Genomic DNA, 19,380 nt, shown 5'->3' with positions numbered 1-19,380 from the left:
TGGCCCAGCGATTGCTGAGCCTAATTCGATTAGTTAAGTTGAGTTTCAAACGTAAGGTGAACATTGGCACTCGCTTTATCCGCCAATGGATTATCTTTTAATTCACCTTTGTAGTTCGCTTTCATTAAGTAGCGCCCTGCGACCTCTGGCGTGAAGATCACTTTGCCATCTTCATCACTCACCACATCGATTTGTTCTTGATGGTTTCGGTACATGGTGCCTTCACGTGTGATCTCCGCTGTGACGCCCTCTTGTGGCTCACCATTGAAGAAAAACTGGAAAGTGACTGGTTCACCTTCAATGATATCCGATGGATGCGTGACCGGCTTCATCTCCAGCATTTTGCCTTCAATCTCCAACGCTTTGTCCGTTGGCATACCAACCGTAATGTAGCTTTCTGCTCGGGTGTAGCTTAGTTGAGTAACCACATCACGCGCCTGTTCTGGAAGAACATCATGACGCTCAGCTTTGTTTGCTCGCGCCCATTTCACCGTATCACGACGACCCGCTTTGTATTGGGTGTAGTAGCTCGGCTGATTATTGATCGCGACTTTGTGCGTGCCTTCTTCCGTAAAAAAGAAATCAAACATAGAACGACGTTTGCCACGAACAACAAAGTTAGGACGCTCAGAACGGCCATCCGGCATCACCACGAACGCTTGGTCACTACCCGCAGGCTTATCAAAAACAAACGTTCCGTGAGAAGCAGTAACATCAAATGTCAGCCAGTCACCGCCTTCTTTTGAAACCGTAAAGTGAGAAGGCAGAACCCAACGTGGATGCGCTTGTGCGGTGGTTGTTGCAGCCAATCCCATTGCCATTACACTCGCCAATGCCACTGCTTTCATTTTGGTTTTCATTGTTTGTCCTTTAATCACTTAACTTGATAATTGACGGTGATGACACCCGTCTCTTGTGTTGGTTTAAGCTCATAGCGCACTTCACTGTCCGCTAGCGTTATTTTTTGACGTAAGTAGTTTCGCCCACCATGTTCACGAACAACTTCGACGTACAACGTGTAATTTCCTTGCTCCAAACGCTTTCCTGCATCATTGGTTCCGTCCCAGACAAAACGGTACTGTCCAGCAGGGCGCGTTGCAGACGTCACCGCATCAACAAGTTCACGATCATAACGACCCGCTTTTCTCCACCAGCTGCGCAGGTCTTTTAGCCATTCGTCTTTTCCTACCCATAGCTGAATGGTTTTAACCGGTTTACGCTGGTCATTTTCAACCCACACCGCCACATAAGGGCGTGCGTACATTGAAGTGTCTATCTTTGGAAGTTCGAATTCGAAATCGATCTTCGCGTTATCTGGTAGAGGAGCCGCAGAAAGAGAGAAAGGAGCAAAAGCCGCGATCAAAGCGGCTTTACAAAAGTGATTACGGCGGAAAAATCTTCCTGTGTTCAACATAAGTGTTCTCTAAAAAAGCTGTTATGGAACAGCAACAAAATAAATCACGAGCGACAGTAACGTACCAAAGCTCATCCATTGCATTGACGTTCTAAGCGTCTTCTTCTTAGGCAGTAATAAGCACACACCTGTTAGAACAAAAAACACCATCAAAAGCGCAGTGACGTCGATAAACCACTTCCAAATCCCACCACTGTTGCGTCCTTTATGTAGATCGTTCAGCAGCGCAACAATACCGTAGTGCGTCGTTTCAACCTCTGCCGCACCGGTGGTAATATCAATAAAGACCGTAGCGTTATAACCTGGGCCTTTAAAATCCATAGACAGCTCTCCGAGTAACAACTCACCTTGCTCAACTTCGGTATACACATCTAGTGCGGAGGGAGTACCGCGAAGCTCGGTTTCTTTAGTCAAGAAAGCAAGCAGTTCTTCACGGTTAGGTTGAAAAGTATCTGAATGTGAAAATAGCACTGAGTGTGGAACCGTAAGAGTATGTTGTTGAATGATAGGTTCACGGCGTTCAAATAATTCGGGGCGATTGAGGGTAATACCAGTTATTGCAAAAAACAGCGTAACTAAGAGAAGAGCCATCGAAATATAGATATGTAGGCGGCGAGCCCAAGTTTGAACACCTTTGCTTTTAAGCAACATAGAAACAATCATCACCAATAAATGTGGGGCATAATTTAGGTGATAATCATTCGCATTGGCATTTAATTTACATTGTTTACTTTCTCAATTCAGCTTGGCTGGCGCATATTGTAACTATTTGAGCCAATATGAGTGACCAATTGCCTACCCTCTAGAGAATAACCCTCTCAATTTTAATGACTCAAAATTTAATGATATTTCCAATACTAAAAAGTGGGATAGACTCCACCAAAATGCGCCGTTATGTATATTTAATGAAAAGCTTAAAAGCTATCGATAAACTAGATAAAAAAGGTAAGCTAAGAAGTTAGTGTAGGGTTAGATAGAGAAGATTTTCTGATGCTAGCCAAACGTTATGGTGCAGTTCAGAAGGAAAAATATGAACAAGAATGTTGGAATAATTCTCTTATCACTTTTCTCAAGTGTCACTTTCGCAAGTGAAAAGTTTGAAGCCAGTTTGTTTAACAACGTAAGCCAATCTATCGATAATTATGGTGCTAAGATAAAGCTGTGCGAATCTATGGCAGACCAGAATACACCTGACAAACAAACCCTAGAGTATTCAAAGAAGCATATAGAAGCATTAACTCCTGTTCTGCCGTTTTTAAGCGAGAAAGCTTTTGAGGCTTGTGTATTAAAAGAGAAGCAAGAGCTAGCATATTATCTATTAATAGCAAAAAATAACGCTTCAAGAACCTCAACATTAAAGCTTGTAGAATCGACTGAAAGCCTAACTTTTCATATCGAACCTACATCGAGAGAAAAGTTTGAAACACTGAGCAAGGTACATCAAGAATATATAGAGAAAAGCCCTTTTTTCTCCCGACCATTTGATGCATTAGCTTTTTATGAAAAGCTCATACCATAAATAGCCTTTATGACTTTAGACAAAAAAATACCCGAGACTGAGCTCGGGTATTTAATAAAAATGTTCGCTATGAGTTCTGCGTCGATTCTACTTTGCGTAGCTGTGATAGATACTTAACCCAACTCTTTGCCTGATTCGACGGTTTAATCTCATTCGCTCTTTTGGCATTAGCGAGCGCATCGTCAAACCGCTTAAGTTTGTAGTAAGCGCGAGTTTTGATAAGTGCGACATCCGCCTTACGACCACTGACCTTATCGAGCGCGGCAAGGGCATCTTTATAGTGGCCTTCTTGCACCAATAATTGAGAATAGTTCCAGTAATACTGTCGGTCTAACTGAGCAGCAACACGCCAACTATCGATAGACTCTTCCCACTCTTTTGCCATTTGCCAATACGTCGCTTGCTGAGCTTTCAGTTTACTATTCGAGTTTACATCCTCTAGCTCGTTCATCACCAACGCAGCTCTCTCAGGAATACCTCGTTTCGCGTACAATTGTGCCAGCAGCTTTAAGTCATCTTGGCTAAGTTGTAATCCTTTCAGTTTTGCCAAAGCCAAAGAGTCCAGAGCACGTTTGTTGTCATCAACACGCAGGTAAAGAGCAACAAGCTGACGCCACCATTCAATTCGCTCAGGTTCAATCGCGATCAATCGTTTGATGGTCGAGATTGCCGGCTTCCACTTTTTCAGTTCTAGCTCAGCAGAAAGCTTTATCGACAATGCGCCAAGCTTGTCTGGCTGACCAAACCTCTCATAACGAGCCATTGCTGAAAGCACTTTCTGCCACTGACTCAGTTGATAATGAGATTGGGAAATACGCAGCCATAGCTCATGCGCTTTTTGACCTTTAGGAATGTTTTTGCTCAAGGCATAGTAATGAGGTAACGCCTTAGAAAAGCGTTGCTCGTTCAGCAGTATATCTGCCAACATTTTTCGGGTTTGCCATGCTTGCTCATCTTGTAGCAAACCACTATTGACTGCCAACTCAAGTTGCTTAATCGCCGCTTGAGTTTGCTCGTTCTGCCAGTAAAAAATACCCAACATTCGAGTGACATAAGCTTGGTCATATCCACGAGAAAGCTCCATAGCTTCAAGAGATGAAATCGCTTCTTTTAGTTTCTCCTCTTGAGCCAAGTTATGTGCTCGTTGAACTCTCGCGGCAGTGTATTGGCTTAACTCACTGGCAATAGTTGAGAGTACACTCAGACTTAATACCGTACCGATTAAGAATTTTTTCATCATTTGGCTAACTTGAACTCCACTTTAGCGGTTTGTCCATACTGCTCAATTGACACACCATCCTCAACTTTTGGCTGATACTTCCATTTTTTAAGCGCACGAATCGCTTCTCTTTCGAACATACGCTGTGGCTCAGCCTCGATCACTTCAATATCTTTTGGTCGTCCCGTAGCGTCGATCGTGAAACGCATAATGACATAGCCTTCAACTCTACGTTTCAGCGCCTTACTTGGATAACGAGGATCAACACGATACAACGGCAGTGCTTGTTGGTTACCCATTGTTCCCTTCAAGTTTGGCGCGCTGATCGCGATACCTTCAAGAGCAGTGTTCAAACCTAAAGCACTGACTGGCGTCATCTGGCTCATTGGCTCCATTTGAGTGTCAGCTTGAGACAGATCCATTGGCTCCGGCGCTTGGGGTGGTTCTGGTTGCTCCGGCACTGAACGTTGACGACGCTGCACGTCTGCTTCATTCTCTACCATCACCATATCAAAACGAACGGCTTCTGAAGCTTCTGGCGCACGCTGGTTGCCTTTATCAACCATCCACGCCATAAAGCTAAACAAGCTCACAGAAATTAACAGTGATGCTGGTAGTGCAAGTAACAGCCTGCCCATTAAGGTTTCTCCGCCGCCAATGCAATGTTTTTCACACCTGCCGCCTTTGCAGCGTCCATCACTTTCACGACAGTGCCATTATAAGCATGCTCGTCAGCTTGGATAACTAACGAAGCATCAGGCTGATCAAGTAACAAGTGCTCAATAGAGGCCTCAACACGCTCAATATCAACCACTCGTTTGTCGATGTACACGTCATTTGCTGCCGTTACTGCGATAAAAATGCCCGCATCTTTTTGGCTTACCACATTAGAAGCCTGAGGGCGGTTCACTTCTACACCGGATTCACGTACAAACGAACTGGTCACAATGAAGAAGATCAACATGATGAAGACGATATCAAGCATCGACGTTAAATCGACTTGAGCTTCATCTTGTTGGTTAGGTCTGCGTCCGAGTCTCACTTTTGACTCCTTAAAGATTGTTCTAACTGGATAGCTTTTCGTTCACACACTTTGCTAAGGCGAGCATGAATAAACATGCCCGCCAACGCTGCTACCATACCCGCCATGGTTGGCAGCGTAGCAAGTGAGATACCTGAAGCCATCAATTTCGGATTGCTGCTGCCTTGCGATGCCATTACGTCAAACACCGTAATCATGCCCGTCACCGTCCCTAACAACCCTAGCATTGGGCAAACCGCCACAAGCAGCTTAATAGTCGATAGGTTTTGGCGCAGTTCGATTTGCGCTTTTGCAATCCATCCTTCACGGATTTGATGCGCGTACCAAGAGTGGTGCTCTGATCTTGCTTGCCACTGCTCACAAAGCTGTTTCTTTACCCCAGGGAAAACCGTTGTGAGATAAATAACTCGCTCCATAACCAACAGCCAGCACACCGCCACGACGGCAGCTAACCACCATAGGATTTGACCACCTTGCTGCATAAAGCTCATCAAGGTTGTGGCCCAATCCTCACTGATCAAACCCAATGTGTTGAGTAGGATCTGCTCCATTACGCTGCGTTCTCCGCTAAGGTGTTAGAGTGACTTTTGTTGCTCGGCATATCACGCTCAGCTTGTTCTGCAACTAAACCGATACCTTGCTTTTCTAAGATACTGCGAATATTTTCTGCTTGAGAGCTCAATACGTTGTGCGCCAATAACAATGGCATGGCTGAAACAAGGCCAAGTACAGTAGTTACAAGCGCCATCGAAATACCACCCGCCATTACTTTCGGATCACCATTACCAAATTGAGTGATGACTTGGAAGGTTTCGATCATACCCGTTACCGTGCCCAGTAGACCAAGCATAGGGGCCAGCGCAGCAAGAAGCTTCAGCATCGACAATCCTTTTTCTAGGTGGGTTTGCTCATCAACAACGGCTTCCAAAAGACGTAGCTCTAACGCTTCTACGCTGCGATGCTTATCTTTCTGATACACCGCAAGCACACGACCCAAAGGGTTGTCTCCTGGCTGTGCTGGAGTTTTCAGTTGCTTCATGATTTTCTGGCGCGAAATCATCAGAGATGCACCACGTACGAGAGCAATCAATAGGCCGATAGCTAATAAACCAAGGATGATTTTACCGACAACGCCGCCTGCATTTAGGCGATCAGCCAAAGTCGGTGAGTTTGCGAGCTGCTCAAGAAGAATGCCGCGTGACGGGTCAATGACAAGCGCATCAATGTCACCAGAGGAAATAGTATTCGCTGTTGGACCGCTTTCAGGCTGACGAAGATAGTTTACCGCATCTCCGCGTTGACCATTCCACTTAACGTAGCCAGTGTCATCCAGCAGCGCCATAGAACCAAGACGAACACCATTAACCGTTTGTTCACGACCTTCGCCATTTAGCAGTGTGAAAGAGACGTTTGCCATCTCACCACTTGCTTTGATTTGTTCTTCCATGCTGCGCCACATCGCCTGAAGTTGGGTCAACGTTGGCAGTGATTTAGCTGCAACAATAGCATCGATATCTTTCTGATATGAATTTGCATCAACACCCGTTACTGAGCTCTTGAGCTCTGACTCTAGCTCTTTTGCGTTCTGGCGAACGACGCCAAATAGCTCACCTAAGCTCCCGGTTTCTAGACGTAGCTTTTCTTCTAGCTGCGCCAGTTCCGCTTCGTTTTCACCGAAAGTAACACTTAATGAGTCCGCTTCTGCTTGAAGAGCCGCTCGCTCCGCGGCCAATTTATTCTTTATAGCCTGTAGCTCTTGCTCTGTTTTCTTAAAACCTGATTCACGCGCGACATTGTGCGATTGCTGTTGACGATTTTCTTGCTGCGCCTTTTGTAACAACGCATCACTAGCAAAAGTTGTATGAGGCATTAATGCGGCTGTCGAGATTAGTGCAACCGATAACCATTTTTTCATCATTTATTTGTCCTCCGCAGCGGTTAACGACACTGGCAGAGTTAACATACTCGGCGCGATCTGTTTATTCGCCATAGCGAACGCTTTATCTAGCTCTGATTTTTGCTCAGAACCCACTTGTTGCCATGCTTGTTGTTGCTGTGACCAGCTCCAGAATGTCTCACCAGATAAGCTACGTGCTACCAAAGACAAACGCCCTAAATAGAGAATGTCCGCCTCCACAGCTTCATTGTCACCCAGGTTAATCTTGCCTTGGTAAACGCCAAGCTTGGTGCCGTAATCCATTTCAATTTGGTACGCTTCTAAAATACGACGAAACTTCTCTGCATCCGCAACGTCTGCACGCGTCATCATGGAATCCAGCTTTGCTATTCGCTCCTCACGTTGCGCTTTGCGTATAGGCTTGTCGTTAGCGACGAGCACTTTTAAGCCCTCAAGCATGTGATACATCAAAGGCACGACACCTTGACGAGTTTGAGCAATCTGCTCAATTTGCTCGTTCAAGCTATCAACTTCTTGATTTTGGCTCTCAACAAGGCTTGCAAGATGATCGCGATAAATCTTCAAGTTACCGACTTCCTCTTGCAGCTGCTCAATTTCAGCTTCTAGAGTAAGTGATTTTTCTGCGCTTGCATCAATACGTTTTTGGCTTACCGCCGACGACTGGTTTGTTTTACTCTGCACAGCTTGTGCATCGTTTAAGTTCGCCGCGTGAGCGGGAATCAAAACCGATGATATCAACAGAGCGATACTTGATTTCATTAGATTCATACGAGTTATATTTCTGTGTTCCAAAAACGACCAAAGGGGAAGACTACCCTTCCCCTTTAATAATCAAATTGTTATCAGTACTTGAACTGGATTGTTGCCATGTAGTTGCGGTCTTCTCCAACCACAACCCCACTCGCACCTTTTTGCTCGCTATTCGTGCTACCACCACCTGCGAAGTAGTCGGTATCGAATAAGTTCTCTACATTGAATCGAGCAATGATATCCAAGTTTTCATCGTACTTATGTTTGTATGACACGCCCATATCAACGCGAGCGTAGCCATCTTTCTTGAAGGTGTTCTTTGCATCACCGTAGCGATCACCTTCATAAATCAAACCAAGGTTTAGGTTCGTATTGTCTTGAACCTTGTAGCTAGACCATAGACTTGCCGAGAACTCTGGCACATCTACAGGGCGGTTACCCTCGAATTTTTTATCCGCTTTCGTCAACTCTGCATCCAAATACATTGCAGAAGCGGTTAGCGACAACTCAGGGGTCACAAAACCTTGGGCCATTAGCTCAGCACCTTTGTGTACTTGCTCACCACCTTGAGTTTTCTTATGTAGAACCTTATTACTAGCATCTTTACCACTTTCAACATCTAGCGACATGTTCTCTAATGTGATATCAAACACAGCACCTGATACAAATAAGCGCTGATCAAACAGTTCCCACTTCGTACCGATTTCATAAGAAATTCCGCGCTCTGCATCTAGCTTCTCGCCATCGTTCACGTAAGTTTTGCCACGACCACTGCTGACTTCACCTTGCGGCATAAAGCTTTCAGAGTACTGAACGTAAACCGAGCCATTCGTCGCGGGGTGGAAAATTACACCAAATTTTGGAGAAACCTGGTTTTCAGTCAGGTCATCATCACGCTTTTCGTCATAACGAACACCTGCAAGCACTTGCCAGTAATCATTAATCGTCATCATGTTTTGCGCGTAGATACCCCAAGTATCGTGCTCGCTTGTGGACTGTTTAACTTTCCCAGAGTAGCCAGGACGAGGCACTGACTGACCGGCTTCTATACTTATAGGGTTGTAATACTTTTGGAAACGGTCATAGGTATACTCTAGATAGTTCGCACCTACCAAAAACGTGTTATCTGTACCAAACAGAGAAAAGTCCGTCGTCACATCTATATATGCAGTATCAAACACCCAATTATCTTTGCGTTCGTTACCAGAATGGTCGATCTTAGTATCTTGGTCATAAGTATCGAAACCTGGGTAAGACTCTACATCAAAACGCTTAAAGTCTTGGCGGTTGTAACCCGCTTTTACGTTTACATTGTCAGTCACTTGAGCATTAATATCGATGCCATAGTTTTCTACATCGTTATCAATTTCAGACCACTGCGCATCCCAGATATACTTATCACCGCGAACCGCTTTGCCGTCAATAATGTATGCACCAGAATCCACACTACCATCGTCTTTCGTGCGATCGTAATGCGCTGACACCATAAAGTTGTCGGTGATGTCGTACTCAACCACTAGGCCCGCAACCGTACGATCCGTTTCTGGCTCGGTACCATCGCCGTAGCTGCGCCAAGAGCCGTAGCTTTCTTTGGCAAAAATTGCGCGCGCGCGCAGTGTCTCTGCATCATTTAGCGCGCCACTCACATCAAGCACCGTGCGTGAGTGATCATTCGAACCTAGATCTTGACTCAAACTAGCTTGTGTTTGAGTTGTTGGTTTTTTCGAAACCATGTTTACCAAGCCACCCGGCTCAGATTTACCGTATAGCAAGCCTGATGGACCTTTAAGCACTTCAACACGCTCTAAAAGCTCAATTGGCTGACGGTAGTGTGACCAGTGTTGACGGCCATCACGAAGAAAACCGTCTGAACTGCTAAGTTCAAAACCACGTAGAGAGAAACGTTCGCGGTTACGGCTTGTACCACCCGCGCTAACACTTGCATCGTTACGTAGCACTTCACCAAGTGTACTTGCACGCTGCTCATCAATTACCGTTTCATCGATAACCGCTACTTGTCCTGGCGTTTCCAGTTGCGTCATTTCCATGCGCATTGCTGTACTGTTTGTATCCGCCTTGTAGCCGAACTCTCGACCTTCTACAACTACATGTTCGTCTGTTTGAACGTCCGCCACTGCAGGTGTTGCTAACACCGTACCGATCACTAGCGCCAAATGGCTCTTAGTAAACATATCCTTTCACTCCGATTATTATTTTTCGGGTCACATGCTTGTTGAATGCGATTCCCTCTTAATTATTTCGCGGGTGAATATAAGTGATAAGTATTACCATTTGCATTAAATTTACATTCTTTGCATTTGCAAACTTTTGTAAAGTACTCTCTGATGATGAGCCACAATAACGTGATAGATATCACGGTTAATAAGACTTAACCATACTTACTGCTTGAACACCAAAGTAACACTCAGACCTCCTTGTTCACGATTTTTCGCCGTAACGGATCCACCCATAATGCGCATGGACTCTTTGACAATCGCGAGACCTAAACCATAGCCGCCAAGCTTCTTATCTCTTGATGCATCTAAGCGAGTAAACGGGTCAAAAATATCGACCAACTTGTTCTCTGGAATACCTGGCCCATTGTCGGATACAGACATGGAAATCAATTGCTGCCCATCTTTGACATGATTAGCCAGAGAAACTTCTATCTGAGATGCTTGCCCTGAATATTTGATGGCATTTCCAACAAGGTTATTCAAACAACGAATGATGAGCGTTTCTTCGCAAAAAGCTTTGGCGCATGTTGCTTCTGAACGGAATGACAATGTTTGTTCTGGTTTTAAATCGATTTTGCATCGCTCTACTTGCGGTGCGAGCAACACCTCTAAATCACGGCGTTTCGCACCTTTGTCGAAACGCGCATTTTCCAAGCGACTGAACTCCAAGATATCGCTTATCAAATGGTTTAGCTCTTTAGCTTCATCTTCTAGCCTGGTCACCAAGCTTTGCTCGTTCTCCCCAACTCGCTTCCGCAAAAGGTGTAGAACTAAATTCTGTCTTGCTAACGGCGTTCGGAGCTCGTGGGAGACATCTCTTATAAGCAATCGCTGCTTTTCGGCAAGAGAATGAATTTGCTGTGTCATGTGGTCGAAGTCTTGCGCCAGCTCGTTAAACTCGCGCGTATTCGATTTTAACTCTTTCACCACACTGACATTAAAGTCGCCGTTAGATAGCTTTTTGCTTGCTTCTCTTAAGCGATCAAGCGGCTGTTGTAAGTTGCGTGCCATTAGCAATGAGAACAACGCCAAAATAACTACCGCAATCACCACTTTGAGAATAGAGAAATATAAAATGAAGTCATGTGCGGGATGCAGTCGATGTGGCAGTTGAATCACCAAACTATTATCTTTAACCAAAGGGATATTGATAATCGGGCGATTTACCTTTCCCTCAAGTTGATCATCAATACTTCTTTTAAATTGAAGTTTGAACTCGAAGTGTGGATGCATTAAACGGTGAGTGACGGGTTGCTGGTGCTCATTCAGCACAAACAGATAAAAGTTTTGCGCGTTCGCCCAATCCGCAAGTTCGTCCATATCTCCGTGCTCAATCAGCACATTGGCTTGATGTGCAAGATCGAGCATTTCTTCTCGCACACTGTCCGGCACTTTTAGTATGGCTTTCACGAGAGCTTGCTCCGCCATTGCTTGTACGACCAAAATACTTATCACAATTGCAGTCATATAACTAAACAACTTAAACGCTAAGCTGTCTTTACGTTTCGCGATAAAAGGTGGGCACGTGAGCTTCATTAATTGTTTACAGCCTCTAGGTAGCTGTAACCTTTGCCACGGAAGGTTTTGATATGTTGCTTAGAGAGCCCTGCTTCTACTAGCTTGCGACGTATATTACTGATGTGCATATCAAGGTTGCGGTCAAAAGGGCTTAGCTCTTTCTTTAATACTTCGGTTTGGAGTTCCGCTTTTGAAATCACCACACCTTGGTTTTTGACTAAATAGCTCAGTAATTCGGCTTCCGTGCTTGTGAGTGGTAAGCTATTGAGCTGATCACTGATCGTTTGAACGGTACTGCACATCGCCTGACGTTGGCGCTCTAAACCAACACGACGAAGAATCGCTTTGATGCGCATCAGAAGCTCAGCAACATTAAAAGGCTTTCCTATATACTGATCGGCTCCCGCTTGGTAGCCATCAAGCATCGAGTTTTCATCATTAAGAGCAGTAAGCATTAGAATAGGTGTCGCGAAGCGTTGACAGATTCTACGGGCAACTTGCATGCCGTTAAGGTTTGGTAACATGACATCAAGCAGTACAAGATCTACCGGCGTTTTTTCCATATATTGCAAAGCACTTTCACCGCAATGTACAGAAGAGACAATATAGCCCTCCTCTTGCAAAACTGCTTCTAATAGCTCACACAAAGGAACGTCATCATCCACTATCAAAACTCGAGACATTACCACTCACCATTCAAATAAAAATGGTTCGCATTCTATTACTCATTTACAAATTAAACAACTACACATCCTAGGGCTTTAGTACAAATAGCTCTATAGCAGTAGACCGGAGTGCTAAGCTAACTAGCACCTGATAATGACGGTAGATCAAGGCGTTAGCTTCGTCTCCTTAGCGACATTTTCCACGATGTGTTTTAAGTGGGCGCTGATCGTTTTTAATGTGACAAGCTCCTCTTCAGTGAAGGGATGCATCAGAACTGAATTTGCTCCGTTTTTTCCAATAACCGTAGGTAGGCTGAGAACAACATCATGCAAACCATATTGCCCCGACATCATCGTACCGACGGGCAACACCGATCGTTCGTTAATCGTCACGGCTTGAATGATTCGAAAGACACTGGCGGCAATGCCATGAACGGTGTTCTGCTTACGCCGAAAGATTTCGTATCCCGCCTGTTTCACCGCCTCAAGAAGTGCGTGCGGATCAATTCTCTCAATGTTATGGGTATCGCAGTAATAGTCGGCCGGTTGCCCAGCGATAGAAATTAAGCTCTTAGGAGTAAAGCAATGGCTACCATGCTCTCCTAATACATAACCAAACACGTTCTTCGGGTCTAGGTCTACACGGCCAGCAACAATACTCATTAAACGAGCGGTATCAACTACACAGCCACTGCTAATAACTTTACCAGGCTCAAAACCGGTGTTGGTGACAATAAAGTGCGCCACGATATCGCATGGGTTTGACACAACAATCAACACCGCATTTGGCGCTACACGTTCTATTTGACGCGCAATATCAACTCCAATTTGAGCATTAACCTCAGCAATATCTAAACGAGTTTGTCCTTGTTTAATCTGCGTACCAGCGGTGATAACAACAAGAGAGGCTTCGAGTAAATCTAAGTAATCATTCGACGGCATAATGCGTGTGTTTTTTGAAAAAGTCAGTGCCATCGTGTGACGAAAATCAAACACTTCACCCTCGGCACGTTCTAAATTTTTATCAAGTAGAACAAGCTCACTAAAACCACCCAGAGTGAGTAAGTAATTACATACTCCCACACCAACAGCTCCTGCACCAATAACACCGATCTTCATATTTCTCTCTCCCGATAACCATGATGCACTCGCAACTACCTTGCTCTTTAAAAATGAGCGGCAGGAGAATAAAAGTCCAACTTTGGTTCATGATTCGACAGGAGTGCTTCCAACGACCTACCTTGACGAATGGGCGATGTAGCTTTTATTAAGACGATCTGACAACATGCACCTTGAGGTATATCTTCAAAGCAAAAAACGAGTACAATCTGCTCATAACAAAGCTGAAGATGAAGAACATGGAAACATTAGTAATTGGTCATCGTGGTGTTGCTGGCTCATACCCAGAGAATACAAAAGTGAGCGTTCAGGCCGCCATTGACCTCGGATTAAATTGGGTTGAAGTTGATGTACAACCGACCAAAGATAATGTTTTAGTGGTTTGCCATGATCACACCATAAATCGATGCAGTAATGGACAAGGGCGTGTCGATGAACTGACTCTGGAAGAGTTAAAGGCGTTGGATTTTGGTAGCTGGTTCAGCGCAGATTTTTCAGGTGAGAAAATCATGACATTAGATGAGCTGCTCACTTTAGCTACTGAGCACAAGCTTAACTTGAATATTGAAGTTAAGGTAGATCGCCACCCAGCAGAAGAAGTGGCACAAGCTCTCGCCAACGTACTAGCAAAAAGTCCCATGCCGCAAGAGAAGGTACTACTCTCCAGTTTTAGTCATGATGTCATTAGAGCGCTGCATAAATACTGCAATGAGTATCGATTAGGTGTATTGAGTGAATTCTTAACGAGAAAAGATAAACGCCTTTTGGAAGAAGTTAACGCCTATAGCTGCAACCTAAACATTAACTGGGTTCGCTCGCGCCAAATAAACAAACTCCAGCAGGCGGGTTACAAAGTGATGTGTTATACAGTGAACAATCCAAACAAACTGAAGTACCTACCTCAGTTAGACGGTATATTCAGTGATCATCCACAACGCTTTATGCCATAGCACATACCACCTTGAGCTTCAGAGGCACCATTTCGTTACCACTCAATCTGAATTGGTGTCCCCATCTCTACAAGCTGGATAAATTCATCCATCTCTTCATTGGTAATCGCAATACACCCATTGGTCCAATCAAAGCTTTGGATATAAATCGGCAACTGACTCTCACCGTTTTTTAAACCATGAATTTTGATGTTCCCTCCTGGGGACACACCTCGGCGCTTCGCTTCCAACGTATCAATCGCATCAGGGTAGCTAATATGCACAGAACGATAAAAAGCCGAGTCTTCTATGACGTAATCTAAGGTGTATTCGCCCTCAGGTGTACGATTGTCTCCCTCTTCTTGTTTATGCCCTTTAGGGTTCGCTCCTAAAGCAATGCGGTATTCTTTTAGTATTGTGCCTTGTTCCATTAAATACATTCGACGCTTTGACTTGTCGACTTTAACAAAATCTACAGCATGGACGCCAGAAGCCAACACACAACACAAGAACATAGAGCACCATTTCACTGACATTGCCGGAACGCCTAACCTAACTAAAGTGAACAAGAAAAGAGCGATTATGCTAGTCAGTTAGCGCCCGTAAAGCAAACAGTATCTAGGGTAGAACCTGTATTACCCCAGGAGCTAAAGGGATGAACGCACAAGTGCAGAATCGTAAGATAATACTCATTGAAAGGCGTGATCGTTATCGTTGTTTGATATGGCAAAAGTTAAAGAGAAGATTTCTCTATTCATTCCGCCTAAGTTGCATTACTTTATAAGTATATTTATTTATAAAGTCCGCACTTTTTGAGAGGGAACCATGATTAATATTGCTTTTTTTAGTGCAAAATCCTACGACGAGGCCTCTTTTAATAAAATTAAAAATAACCGAAATTTTGAATTCCACTATCACGACTTCCGGCTAACCGAAAAAACCGCCAAAATGGCACATGGTTGCGATGTCGTGTGTGCTTTCGTCAATGATGACCTTTCAGCTCCCGTTCTTAAACAGCTTTCTCTAGGCGGAACTAAGCTTATTGCCATGCGCTGCGCGGGTTTTGATAAAGTTGATCTACAAGCCGCTAAAGAACTTGGCTTACAAGTGGTTCGAGTTCCTGCTTACTCACCAGAAGCGGTGGCTGAACACACAGTCGGTTTGATGATGTGCCTAAATCGTCGCCTTCACAAAGCCTACCAACGTACACGTGACGCCAACTTCTCGCTAGAGGGCCTAGTTGGCTTTAACTTTTACGGGAAAACCGTTGGTGTCATTGGTACAGGTAAGATTGGTATCGCGACGATGCGTATCTTCAAAGGGCTTGGCATGGAGCTGCTTTGCTATGACCCTTACGAAAATCCATTAGCACTAGAAATGGGAGCGCGTTACTGTTCGCTTGAAGAAATCTACGCTAATGCGGATATTATCTCTCTCCATTGTCCAATGAGTGAAGAAAACTATCACCTATTGAACGAAAAAGCCTTCGCGCAAATGAAAGATGGTGTGATGATCATTAACACTAGTCGAGGCGAGTTGCTGGATTCACTAGCGGCGATAGAAGCCTTGAAACAAGGTAAGATTGGCGCGCTTGGTCTAGACGTGTATGACAATGAAAAAGACTTGTTCTTCCAAGATAAATCTAACGATGTCATCGTAGACGATGTTTTCCGTCGCTTATCGGCTTGTCATAACGTGCTGTTTACTGGCCACCAAGCATTCTTGACTCACGAAGCACTTAATAATATTGCCTCAGTTACGCTCGATAACGTCGAAGCCTTTTTCTCTGGTAACGTATCGGGCAATGAACTGATTAACTAAAGCCAGACAATCGAGAAGTATAGTAGAGCGTGTGATCTCAGCTATGCTATACTTCTCGACTATTTAAAATTTGAGCCAAATTACCATGAGCATAAAAACTGATATTCAAAAGCTGCACAACCGTTTAGATACATGCCAACGTAAACTTGATGCGGCACGTTCTCGTGGTGATCACGAAATGATTACAAAGTTCACGGATGAAGTAGAACAGCTAACCAAAAAGCTTAACCAGTTAAAGCATAAGCAAAACTATGAGCTGAACAAAGAACGTAAAAGCTTACTTGATATGCCATTCTCTCGTGAAATCACCAAAGCAGAACAAGCGGACATCGGCAAACTGAAAAAACGCGTACGCGGCTTAGTAATCGTTCACCCACTAACAAAAGTTGGTAAAGAGCTTCGCCTCGATGTCATGACAGGCTTTGCGCCAAAAGAGTTTTAAACTCATATTAATACTCGTTGAGCCTAAGCATTTGCTTGGGCTTTTTATTTTGTACTGCTTCATTAAATGTCATCGAAATATCAACCCATAAGCTCCTAAAAAGGCCAGCGACAAAAGCCACGGACCTATTTTCAACCAATACCGTCTGCATTACATCTCAACGCTACGACAGTTGCTGCAACTTGTGCTCCACAACGGGGTCATTCGGAACTAACTGCTGAGCCACTTCCAAAAGTTGTACTGCATCTTGCGGATTGTCATGCTCATGCTTCATCGCAATATCAACAAGTGGCTGAATATCGATTTGCGCTTGATGCTCCTTCACATGTTCTTTCTTTTCTTCAATTAGCACATTATGAGCGGTACTCAGTAGGCTCAAACGATGTTGTGAACTCGCATTCGCCTTGTTAAGACACTGATAGTAATCTTCTTTTAATCGCAGCGTTTTAGTCTGATGACGAAACTGCGCTATATCTATCTTCTGATAACGTATAAAGTCTACAGCCACTTGCTTATAAAAACCGAATTTATTCAAATACGTCGCGTGTGTACCATGTCCCATACCGAAGACTCTCAAGTGAGTGAGCTCTGGGTAGCGTTTGGCGTGAAGACGATCGATTTCATTGGTTGGATCATAAATGATGTAACCTTTTGCATCTCCAAGGTCGAGGTCGTGGTACTTTCCTTCCCAATCAAATTGTTGGGCAAGTTCAGTACTTGGCCTGTCATCCCATGGCACTAGCACTTTGTTTTTTGTACTGACCGGGTGAAACATCAATACTTGATCCAACTTTAATAGATTGGAAAAAGCGCCAATAGCAAAACCACCGCGGCTAAGGCCATAACCTAAACGGCATTCAAAAGGCTCAAGTAATGTCGATAACTGCTCTAGAAAGAAAATCAAATTACGGCTGCGAAACCAGTTACTTTTCCCAAGGTGCTGAAAAGAAATAATATTTACTTTTTGTTTCTGGGCTAATCGATAGCCCCAAGGCGCAAAGTCTGAGTGTAAGTCCTGTACTTGTAGATTCGTACCAGCAGGGGAAAAGGTGAACAACAGCGGTTTATTTCGGTCGACAAACTCATACTTAACAAACACATCATCAAGTAAGTCCTCCCCGGACATCGGTAGCCTGGTTTGCTGTTCTTCACGAGAAAGAGCCAGCCATTCATCCAACCAGTACAGTAACTTCATTAATCCTCCATCTAAATTGCGCCTAGCAATTGTGTTAAAAATCTAGTTTTTAGTGTGTGATCATCTCCCCCTGGTTACAGGGGACTCTGATATCAGTCCTCTTTTAAAACAAAGCGTGAATTTGCTTATTAAATTGGTCAATATCTATGGTTTGATGACGAACAAACTCCTTCGCCACCAGATTAAAAAATTCTAATTTATCTAATTGTGTGGATTGAGTGCCGTGCCCCATACCGACGACTTTTAAATGAGTTAGCTCTGGGTAACGTTCAGCATGAAGACGATCAATACGATTGGATGGGTCATAAATAATATAACCTTTGGCATTGCCCAAATCTCGATCATGGTAGCCGCTTTCCCAAGCAAACTGCTGAGCAAGCTCAGTGCTGGGCCGATCATCCCAAGGCACTAAAGCTTTATTTTTTGTGCTCACAGGATAAAACAACAAAAGATGTTCTAATTTCAGCATGTTAGCGAACGCGCCAATTGCAAAGCCACCTCGACTTTGCCCATAACCCAAACGACATTGGAAGGGATGAAGCAACTCAGACAGCTGCTCCAGAAAGAAAATCAAATTCCGACTACGGAACCAATTACTTTGTCCTAAATGTTGAAAGGCAATAATGTTTACTTTTTGTTGTATTCCGAGCTCGTAGCCCCAAGGAGAAAAATTCGGAGTTAAATCTTGTACCTGCACATCAGTGCCGGAAGGAGAAAATGTGAACAACAATGGCTTGTTAAGATCGACGAGTTCATACTTCACAAATACATCATCAAGTAAATCGTAGCCAGAGATAGGTAAAGCCATCTCTTGTTCTTGTTGAGTAAGCGCTTGCCATTCATCTAACCAGTAAAGTAGCTTCATTTTTTCTCCAAGTGCATCCGCAGTATTTAGACTGAAACTCTATCAAAATGCTTTTAAGCATCCCACGTTGAGACTTAACAAAGCTCTACTTAAAGCCTAAATGACCTATGAAAATGTCTTCGATTGCAGATATTACTGCGTAAACTAAACCCAAAGTGAGTACGCTAAAGAACTTAGAGAAAGGGCCGGAGAAAAGCCAATTAGAAGTTTTCGATAACAGCTGTTAAAAAACAGCAGATACAAAAAAACCGCTGTAAGAACAGCGGTTTTTTAAAGGTGGCGGAGAGATAGGGATTTGAACCCTAGATACGCTATTAACGTATGCCGGTTTTCAAGACCGGTGCTTTCAACCACTCAGCCATCTCTCCACAAATTGTCACTAAAACTTAGTCTTATACTATCGATGCTAATTTTTAGTTTTGCCTTAAGTTATCTCAATTAAGATAAAACTTGAAAGCGATATTTAAAGCCTGGCGATGTCCTACTCTCACATGGGGAAGCCCCACACTACCATCGGCGCTATTTCGTTTCACTTCTGAGTTCGGCATGGAAGTCAGGTGGGTCCAAAACGCTATGGTCGCCAAGCAAATTCTTTAATTCGGAAAGCTGTTTCTTAATTCTCGTTCTTACACATTCAATGTTCTTTCATTGAGTCCATCAAAACCCCTTGGGTGTTGTATGGTTAAGCCTCACGGGCAATTAGTACAGGTTAGCTCAACGCCTCACA

The 19,380-nt window shown here is 44.0% G+C and carries 20 protein-coding genes, 1 tRNA gene and 1 rRNA gene; 4 read left to right on the top strand and 18 right to left on the bottom strand.

Annotated features, from left to right (window positions below; translation table 11 throughout):
• Positions 1 to 29: 29 nt before the first annotated feature.
• The 3 genes from L3V27_RS00110 to L3V27_RS00100 are packed head-to-tail and all read right to left on the bottom strand — an operon-like array spanning position 30 to position 2,065.
• Positions 30 to 860 carry a DUF4198 domain-containing protein gene (locus tag L3V27_RS00110; RefSeq protein ID WP_237310663.1) on the bottom strand — a complete coding sequence of 277 codons (831 nt, stop codon included), beginning with the start codon at positions 858 to 860 and terminating at the stop codon, positions 30 to 32.
• A gap of 14 nt (positions 861 to 874) precedes the next feature.
• Positions 875 to 1,414: a DUF2271 domain-containing protein gene (locus L3V27_RS00105; RefSeq protein WP_006741224.1), complete on the bottom strand. Its 540-nt coding sequence runs from the start codon at positions 1,412 to 1,414 to the stop codon at positions 875 to 877.
• A gap of 21 nt (positions 1,415 to 1,435) precedes the next feature.
• Complete coding sequence (locus L3V27_RS00100) at positions 1,436 to 2,065, bottom strand: PepSY-associated TM helix domain-containing protein (RefSeq protein ID WP_237310662.1); 630 nt, start codon at positions 2,063 to 2,065, stop codon at positions 1,436 to 1,438.
• Between the two features lie 379 nt (positions 2,066 to 2,444).
• Here L3V27_RS00100 and L3V27_RS00095 point away from each other — a divergent pair, with 379 nt between their 5' ends.
• Positions 2,445 to 2,933 carry a hypothetical protein gene (locus L3V27_RS00095; protein ID WP_237310660.1) on the top strand — a complete coding sequence of 163 codons (489 nt, stop codon included), beginning with the start codon at positions 2,445 to 2,447 and terminating at the stop codon, positions 2,931 to 2,933.
• A gap of 67 nt (positions 2,934 to 3,000) precedes the next feature.
• Here L3V27_RS00095 and L3V27_RS00090 read toward each other — a convergent pair whose 3' ends face one another.
• The 10 genes from L3V27_RS00090 to L3V27_RS00045 all read right to left on the bottom strand — a co-directional run bounded on the left by L3V27_RS00090 (position 3,001) and on the right by L3V27_RS00045 (position 13,401).
• Positions 3,001 to 4,173 carry a hypothetical protein gene (locus L3V27_RS00090; protein WP_237310658.1) on the bottom strand — a complete coding sequence of 391 codons (1,173 nt, stop codon included), beginning with the start codon at positions 4,171 to 4,173 and terminating at the stop codon, positions 3,001 to 3,003.
• Positions 4,170 to 4,790 (bottom strand): energy transducer TonB, encoded by a 621-nt coding sequence (locus tag L3V27_RS00085; protein WP_006741220.1) that lies wholly within the window; start codon positions 4,788 to 4,790, stop codon positions 4,170 to 4,172. Before L3V27_RS00085 ends, L3V27_RS00090 begins: the two co-directional genes overlap by 4 nt.
• Entirely contained in the window at positions 4,790 to 5,194 is a 405-nt protein-coding gene (locus L3V27_RS00080) for a biopolymer transporter ExbD (protein ID WP_005374257.1), read from the bottom strand. Before L3V27_RS00080 ends, L3V27_RS00085 begins: the two co-directional genes overlap by 1 nt.
• Positions 5,191 to 5,745: a MotA/TolQ/ExbB proton channel family protein gene (locus L3V27_RS00075; RefSeq protein WP_006741219.1), complete on the bottom strand. Its 555-nt coding sequence runs from the start codon at positions 5,743 to 5,745 to the stop codon at positions 5,191 to 5,193. The genes L3V27_RS00080 and L3V27_RS00075 overlap by 4 nt, the downstream gene beginning before the upstream one ends.
• On the bottom strand, positions 5,745 to 7,112 hold the full coding sequence (locus L3V27_RS00070; protein ID WP_164665345.1) for a MotA/TolQ/ExbB proton channel family protein: 1,368 nt from the start codon (positions 7,110 to 7,112) through the stop codon (positions 5,745 to 5,747). The genes L3V27_RS00075 and L3V27_RS00070 overlap by 1 nt, the downstream gene beginning before the upstream one ends.
• Positions 7,113 to 7,880 carry a DUF3450 domain-containing protein gene (locus L3V27_RS00065; RefSeq protein WP_237310656.1) on the bottom strand — a complete coding sequence of 256 codons (768 nt, stop codon included), beginning with the start codon at positions 7,878 to 7,880 and terminating at the stop codon, positions 7,113 to 7,115.
• Between the two features lie 74 nt (positions 7,881 to 7,954).
• Positions 7,955 to 10,054, bottom strand: a complete 2,100-nt coding sequence (locus L3V27_RS00060; protein WP_237310655.1) for a TonB-dependent siderophore receptor — start codon at positions 10,052 to 10,054, stop codon at positions 7,955 to 7,957.
• Positions 10,055 to 10,261: 207 nt separating this feature from the next.
• Positions 10,262 to 11,635, bottom strand: coding sequence for a sensor histidine kinase (locus L3V27_RS00055; RefSeq protein ID WP_237310654.1), 1,374 nt, complete (start codon positions 11,633 to 11,635; stop codon positions 10,262 to 10,264).
• A complete protein-coding gene (locus tag L3V27_RS00050; RefSeq protein ID WP_046873911.1) occupies positions 11,635 to 12,300 on the bottom strand; it encodes a response regulator transcription factor in 666 nt (221 codons plus the stop codon). The genes L3V27_RS00055 and L3V27_RS00050 overlap by 1 nt, the downstream gene beginning before the upstream one ends.
• Before the next feature lie 147 nt (positions 12,301 to 12,447).
• The gene (locus L3V27_RS00045) at positions 12,448 to 13,401 is read right to left on the bottom strand and encodes an L-lactate dehydrogenase (protein ID WP_237310653.1); all 954 of its coding nucleotides are present in this window, start codon (positions 13,399 to 13,401) and stop codon (positions 12,448 to 12,450) included.
• 239 nt (positions 13,402 to 13,640) lie between these two features.
• Here L3V27_RS00045 and L3V27_RS00040 point away from each other — a divergent pair, with 239 nt between their 5' ends.
• Complete coding sequence (locus tag L3V27_RS00040; RefSeq protein ID WP_048625142.1) at positions 13,641 to 14,351, top strand: glycerophosphodiester phosphodiesterase family protein; 711 nt, start codon at positions 13,641 to 13,643, stop codon at positions 14,349 to 14,351.
• A 35-nt stretch (positions 14,352 to 14,386) separates the two neighbouring features.
• On the opposite strand, the gene L3V27_RS00035 is transcribed toward L3V27_RS00040, so the two are convergent.
• Entirely contained in the window at positions 14,387 to 14,866 is a 480-nt protein-coding gene (locus tag L3V27_RS00035; RefSeq protein ID WP_237310652.1) for a L,D-transpeptidase family protein, read from the bottom strand.
• A 289-nt stretch (positions 14,867 to 15,155) separates the two neighbouring features.
• Between L3V27_RS00035 and L3V27_RS00030 the strand changes: the two genes are divergently transcribed.
• Both L3V27_RS00030 and L3V27_RS00025 read left to right on the top strand, forming a co-directional pair.
• Complete coding sequence (locus tag L3V27_RS00030) at positions 15,156 to 16,151, top strand: 2-hydroxyacid dehydrogenase (protein ID WP_054866878.1); 996 nt, start codon at positions 15,156 to 15,158, stop codon at positions 16,149 to 16,151.
• Positions 16,152 to 16,236: 85 nt separating this feature from the next.
• Complete coding sequence (locus L3V27_RS00025; protein WP_005374274.1) at positions 16,237 to 16,593, top strand: YibL family ribosome-associated protein; 357 nt, start codon at positions 16,237 to 16,239, stop codon at positions 16,591 to 16,593.
• A gap of 163 nt (positions 16,594 to 16,756) precedes the next feature.
• Here L3V27_RS00025 and L3V27_RS00020 read toward each other — a convergent pair whose 3' ends face one another.
• The 4 genes from L3V27_RS00020 to rrf all read right to left on the bottom strand — a co-directional run bounded on the left by L3V27_RS00020 (position 16,757) and on the right by rrf (position 19,238).
• Positions 16,757 to 17,788, bottom strand: a complete 1,032-nt coding sequence (locus L3V27_RS00020; RefSeq protein WP_074189713.1) for a cytosolic protein — start codon at positions 17,786 to 17,788, stop codon at positions 16,757 to 16,759.
• 103 nt (positions 17,789 to 17,891) lie between these two features.
• A complete protein-coding gene (locus tag L3V27_RS00015; protein WP_237310651.1) occupies positions 17,892 to 18,653 on the bottom strand; it encodes a cytosolic protein in 762 nt (253 codons plus the stop codon).
• Between the two features lie 277 nt (positions 18,654 to 18,930).
• Positions 18,931 to 19,021: transfer RNA gene (locus L3V27_RS00010), tRNA-Ser, on the bottom strand.
• Between the two features lie 100 nt (positions 19,022 to 19,121).
• A 5S ribosomal RNA gene (gene rrf, locus L3V27_RS00005) occupies positions 19,122 to 19,238 on the bottom strand.
• Between the last annotated feature and the right edge of the window lie 142 nt (positions 19,239 to 19,380).

The organism is Vibrio sp. J2-3(2022), assembly GCF_021725735.1.
Taxonomy (GTDB): domain Bacteria; phylum Pseudomonadota; class Gammaproteobacteria; order Enterobacterales; family Vibrionaceae; genus Vibrio; species Vibrio diabolicus.
Note: the sequence above shows the minus strand (reverse complement) of the source record. Positions and strands in the feature narration are given on the sequence as shown.